We start from the raw sequence: 4,924 nt of genomic DNA on the forward strand, positions 1-4,924 counted from the left end.
CCCACGCGACATGTTCGGGTGTGACGGTGGCAAAGTCGGTGCCCTTTTTGTAGAACCTGCGCCTGATCTCGCCGTTGGTGTTCTCGTTGGTTGGTCTCTGCCACGGTGAGTGCGGTTCACAGAAAAACACCTGGCAGCCGTCTTTAATCTGGACTTGTGCTGTGACAGCCATTTCTGCGCCTTGGTCCCATGTGATGGTCTTTAGCTGCTCGGTGTTGAGGTCTTTGACCATGTCCTGCAGGGTTGCGACCACGGTGTGTGAACTGTGCTCATCGGGAAGGTGTCCAAGCAGGGTGTAACGGCTGGTGCGCTCTACTAGGGTAATCAGCGCGCTTTTGCCACCTTTACCAATAACAAGGTCGCCCTCCCAGTGCCCGGGAATAGCCCTGTCATCAGCTTCCGGGCTGCGGTGGGTGATCTCAGCACCTTTGATCCAAGGGCGACCGGTTAACACGCCAGCGTTTCGGGCACGACGCTTGCGTGTTGAGCCGCCGCGGATAAGTACGTCTTTAGTCTTCATGACTTCTTCAAGCTCGGCTCGCAGGCTGCCTTTGCCTTGAATGTATAAGGCACTGTAGATCGCTTCGTGGGAAATACGCATGCTTTCATCATCGCTGAAAGCATGCTCAAGCCATGCACTAATGCGCCCAGGTGACCACCTGCGGGCAAGGCAATCGACTACTACACCCCGAAGCGTTGGGCTTTCATCGAGCTTGCGTAGTTTTGGCCGCACCATCCGACCAGCAGTAGAAACAGCAGCGTTGTGGGCGTTATACCGCAGCTGCTCTGTGCCGTCCTCATCGACGATCTTCCAACCATTACGGGTGATTTCACGAGCGACGACACTGTGGTGCCTATTTATTTTCTGCGCGATGGCTCGTGCCGAATCACCGACACGACATCCCGCTTCAATAGCAACACGGTCTTCAACAGTAAGCCTGCGACCACGCCCTACTAAGGCGTGTTTGTCGAATACGCCGCTAGGAAATCCATCAACGGCTTGAGTTTTCATCGGTGCTGGCATAACAGAATCTTTACCCAGCTTCTTGCCTGTATCTGGCAAAGACACCACCGCCTCATCAGGCGTTCGACGATGTCGCTGCCGGCGTAACTTCGCATACCGCTGCTTCCTTATCCACCCATACACGGTAGAAGGATGCACACCGATAGCATCAGCCACTGTCTGACAGCTCTCACCAGCAAGCACTCGCTCCACGGCCTGGGCACGTTCATCAGGTGACAAGTGGGCGCGTCTAGGCCGCACTTCGATTACACCAGCTTTCTTTAACCTGCTGTGAAGCAAGCCAGTCGATATTCCAACAGTCTGTGCTGCTTGACTGATCGACATACCTGCACGCACCAACCCAACAGCCTCACGGACAAACGGATCACGCAAACGACTCGCACGCCTGCCTGGAGGTTCGACACCTCTTACCCTCAACCAACCGTAAACCGATTCGGGGCCTACACCCACATCACGCGCGACCAGGCTAACTGCCTCGCCTGCCACCACGCGCTCAACAGCAGCATCCTTAACATCCTTCGGAGTCCAACGCGTCACAACTACCTCCCGGTCGAAGTGGCGCATTCACCCCTTGACAGCACGCCCGTTGCCACAACATCCAGGAGTCCAATTGTTTCATGCCGATTTAGAGCACTACTTAGCCATTGTTGAGCGGGTTTATGTTGCGGTGCAGCGGAGTGGAAGGCATAAACGAGAATGTTGACATCAGGAATGATCATCGAGTACCGCCCACACAGCTTCTTTGTTGCTGAGATCAACTAGAGCCGGTCCGCCGCAATCGAAGGAGGGCAGGTTAACGGGGGTGTCTTCGGTACTGATGCGGGCTTCCTTCTTGAGGGCAGCGCGGACCGCCTCTTCGACGTATGAGCTCAAAGTGACATTGTTGGCTTTGGCTTGGACCTTCGTTTCTTCAAGGAGTTTCGGCGGGAGGTTTATCGTCGTGCGCATACCTTTAGGGTAGAAAGCATCAAGTCATCATTCAAGAGGTGCAATGATGTATCTGCCTTCAGGAAGCCGTGAAAGGTTGACTGGTGTCTTAATTCAGTGCGAGCGTCAGGATCAGTACTCCGATGGAGAATGCGAGCATGCCTAAGCAGTTGATCCAGAATGCGCTACCGAGGAAGTGGGCGCGGACATGGGCTGCTGCGGCCGCGCAGAAATAGGCGATGACTCCAATCATGGCTGTGATTCCTACGCCGGGGAACCAGAGGCCGGCAATGAGTCCTACGGCGGCGAGGCACTTGATGACAATGAGCGCCCACCACCAGTCCTTGGGGAGTTTGACGCCGCTGAGGCAGGCTTCGATGAAGGGGACTGGTTTGAGGGAGAGGGCGGCGTCGCCAAGCAGAATGGCTGCTAGTAGAAGGGAGGGCCAGGCTGGGGAAGATTCTAGGATCATTGGGTTACTCCGAATGCGGTGTTGAGGCGTTCGATCGATGAGGCGGCTTGGGATGTGAGGTGCTCGGTGTCGTAGATTCCGGCGGCCCAGCCGATGAGTAAGCCGAGGTAGACGTTGTACAGCAGGTCGGCGTACTCGGCCGCATCGGCGCTGCTGAGCCTGGTGCCGAGTCGCAGGGTGATTTCATCGGTCAGGAGCGTTTTGAGTGCGGTGAGCGCTTCGCCTTGATTGCCTTGTTGGATGAGTGCTGCGCCAAAGGCGCGGGAGAGCTCTTCGTGGCCGGTAAACATCTGGAGGAAAGGTCTCAGGACATCGAGAAAGCTATCGGATTGTCCCCGGATGTCATCGTGGAGTTCTGAAATGTGTTGGCCAATGGTGCGGATGAGCAGCGTTTGTTTGTCGCCGACTCCCATGACGGTTCCCACGCTAACGCCAGCTTCGGATGCGATAGTCCGGATGCTGGTGGTGGCGTAGCCCTGAGTGAGGAAGAGTTCGTAGGCGGTGGCTAGGACCTTGCTGACGGTGCCAGCTTTGGCGGCCGAGCGCGATGAGTGAACGTGTTCAGTGAACATGTTCAAAAGGGTAGCTCTTGATGGTTTCGAGGTCAATGACGCCGAAGTGTTGACAGTTGGCGCTAGGCCAGCGTGGGGAAGACGCGGTCGCGCAGCAGGTGTGCAAGCTCGCGGTCGGGGGCTGCTGGGTTGACCCAGGCGGTGTCGCCGATTTCGGCGGCGGCATGGGGTTCGTCGGCGGTGACGGTGCGGGTGTAGGTGAAGATGGTGCCGACGACGACCTCGCCCGGTTCGTTGGCGGCGGGAGCGTCGAAGGTGCCGAGTTTGTTGAGGCTCTCGGCGTCGAGGGTGAGGCCTACTTCTTCGGCAACTTCGCGCAGGGCGGCGTCGACAAGCGCCTCGCCCGCCTCGGGCTTGCCGCCGGGCAGTTGGTACTTGGTGGAGGACTTCTTGCGCACGGTAAGCACGTGGCCTTGTGGGTTGCGGATGACGACGGCTGCTACTTCAATCATGGCTGCTGATTGTAGGCGGCCTAGAGCAGCGGCAGGAGCACGAGGGCGAGATTGAGTGCGATGACCAGCGCGGCAAGCGTCCAGCCCACGGCCATAGACCAGGGTTTCGCGGCGAACTCACCCATGACGTCCCGGGAGCCGGCATAGCGGAAAAGCGGGATGATGGCGAAGGGGATGCCCAGGGAAAGAAGTGCCTGGCTGACCACCAGTGCCATAGTGGGGTCGACCCCGCAGCCGATGATGACCAGCGCCGGGATGAGCGTGACCAGGCGGCGGACTAGTAGGGGGACCTTGATGTGAAGCAGGCCGTCCATGATTTCGGAGCCGGCGTAGGCGCCCACTGACGTCGAGGCGAGGCCGCTGGCCAGCAGGCCGATGGCGAAGAGAACGCCGACCAGCGGGCCGAGGTGGCTGGCAATCGCCGTGTGGGCCCCGGAGATGGTCTCTGTGCCGTCCACGCCGTAGAGGGCCGAGCCCGCCAGGACCAGCAGGCCCACGTTGACGAGCCCGGCGATGGACAGCGCCACGGCGATGTCCGCGCGGGTGCCGGCCAGCACGTGGGGGATTTCCAGGTCGGGGTAGCGCTGCTTGGTCAGGGAGGAGTGTAGGTAAATGGCGTGCGGCATGACGGTGGCGCCCAACATGGAGGCGGCCAGCAGGATGCTGTCCTTGCCCTCTAGGCGGGGGATGAGGCCGCCGGCCACGTCGGCGGGGTCGGGCGGGGCGATGGCGAGGCCGGCAAGGAAGCCGATGCAGATGACCAGGAGCAGGCCGATGACAAGCCCCTCGAACCACTGGTTCTTCTTCTGGAAGATGAGGAGAATGATGGAGACCGCGCCGATGATGAGCGCGCCCGCGAACAGGGGGAGGTTGAAGAGGAGTTGCAGGGCAATGGCGCCGCCGATGACTTCGGCGAGGTCGGTGGCCGCGGCGATGAGCTCGGCCTGGGCCCACATGCCTAGGCGCGCGCGGCGGGAGAGACGCTCGCCCATGATTTCCGGCAGGGAGCGGTGGGTGACTAGGCCCAGTTTGGCGGAGTGGTACTGGATGAACATGGCCATGAGGTTGGCCACGACGAGTACCCACACCAGGAGGTAGCCGTAGTGGGAGCCGGCGCTGATGTTGGCGGCTACGTTGCCGGGGTCGACGTAAGCCACTGCAGCAACGAAGGCGGGGCCGGTGAGGCTGATTAAGGTCTTACGCATAGGCATCTCCATACCAAAAGTTCAACTACTTGAAGTCTAGTTTTCATCGCCATATGTTCAAGCCAGGGGGGCGGAATCAAGCGGTGGATGCGCCACGCTTGAATAGTTCGTTGAGTATTTCACGTGGGGTTGCGCCGCCGAGGATTTGTCGGGGTGTTTCGTTGAGCTCATTTTGCACCCACGCGACATGTTCGGGTGTGACGGTGGCAAAGTCGGTGCCCTTTTTGTAGAACCTGCGCCTGATCTCGCCGTTGGTGTTCTCGTTGGTTGGT

5 protein-coding genes and 3 pseudogenes are annotated in these 4,924 nt (G+C 59.3%); all 8 read right to left on the reverse strand.

Annotation, left to right across the window (positions count from 1 at the left end):
• Positions 1-1,119, reverse strand: a pseudogene (locus JQ46_RS11200) (IS30-like element IS1513 family transposase); the annotation flags it as partial.
• A gap of 55 nt (positions 1,120-1,174) precedes the next feature.
• Positions 1,175-1,588, reverse strand: a pseudogene (locus JQ46_RS11615) (hypothetical protein); the annotation flags it as partial.
• Positions 1,589-1,729: 141 nt separating this feature from the next.
• Positions 1,730-1,972: a CopG family transcriptional regulator gene (locus tag JQ46_RS02055; protein ID WP_005292604.1), complete on the reverse strand. Its 243-nt coding sequence runs from the start codon at positions 1,970-1,972 to the stop codon at positions 1,730-1,732.
• 88 nt (positions 1,973-2,060) lie between these two features.
• Positions 2,061-2,423: a DoxX family protein gene (locus tag JQ46_RS02060; RefSeq protein ID WP_005292602.1), complete on the reverse strand. Its 363-nt coding sequence runs from the start codon at positions 2,421-2,423 to the stop codon at positions 2,061-2,063.
• Positions 2,420-2,995, reverse strand: coding sequence for a TetR/AcrR family transcriptional regulator (locus tag JQ46_RS02065; protein WP_034985069.1), 576 nt, complete (start codon positions 2,993-2,995; stop codon positions 2,420-2,422). Before JQ46_RS02065 ends, JQ46_RS02060 begins: the two co-directional genes overlap by 4 nt.
• Positions 2,996-3,057: 62 nt before the next feature.
• A complete protein-coding gene (locus JQ46_RS02070) occupies positions 3,058-3,447 on the reverse strand; it encodes an NUDIX hydrolase (protein WP_005292595.1) in 390 nt (129 codons plus the stop codon).
• 20 nt (positions 3,448-3,467) lie between these two features.
• Positions 3,468-4,652: an Nramp family divalent metal transporter gene (locus tag JQ46_RS02075; protein ID WP_034985070.1), complete on the reverse strand. Its 1,185-nt coding sequence runs from the start codon at positions 4,650-4,652 to the stop codon at positions 3,468-3,470.
• Between the two features lie 76 nt (positions 4,653-4,728).
• Positions 4,729-4,924, reverse strand: a pseudogene (locus JQ46_RS11205) (IS30 family transposase); the annotation flags it as partial.

This window comes from Corynebacterium jeikeium (assembly GCF_000738175.1).
Taxonomy (GTDB): domain Bacteria; phylum Actinomycetota; class Actinomycetes; order Mycobacteriales; family Mycobacteriaceae; genus Corynebacterium; species Corynebacterium jeikeium_C.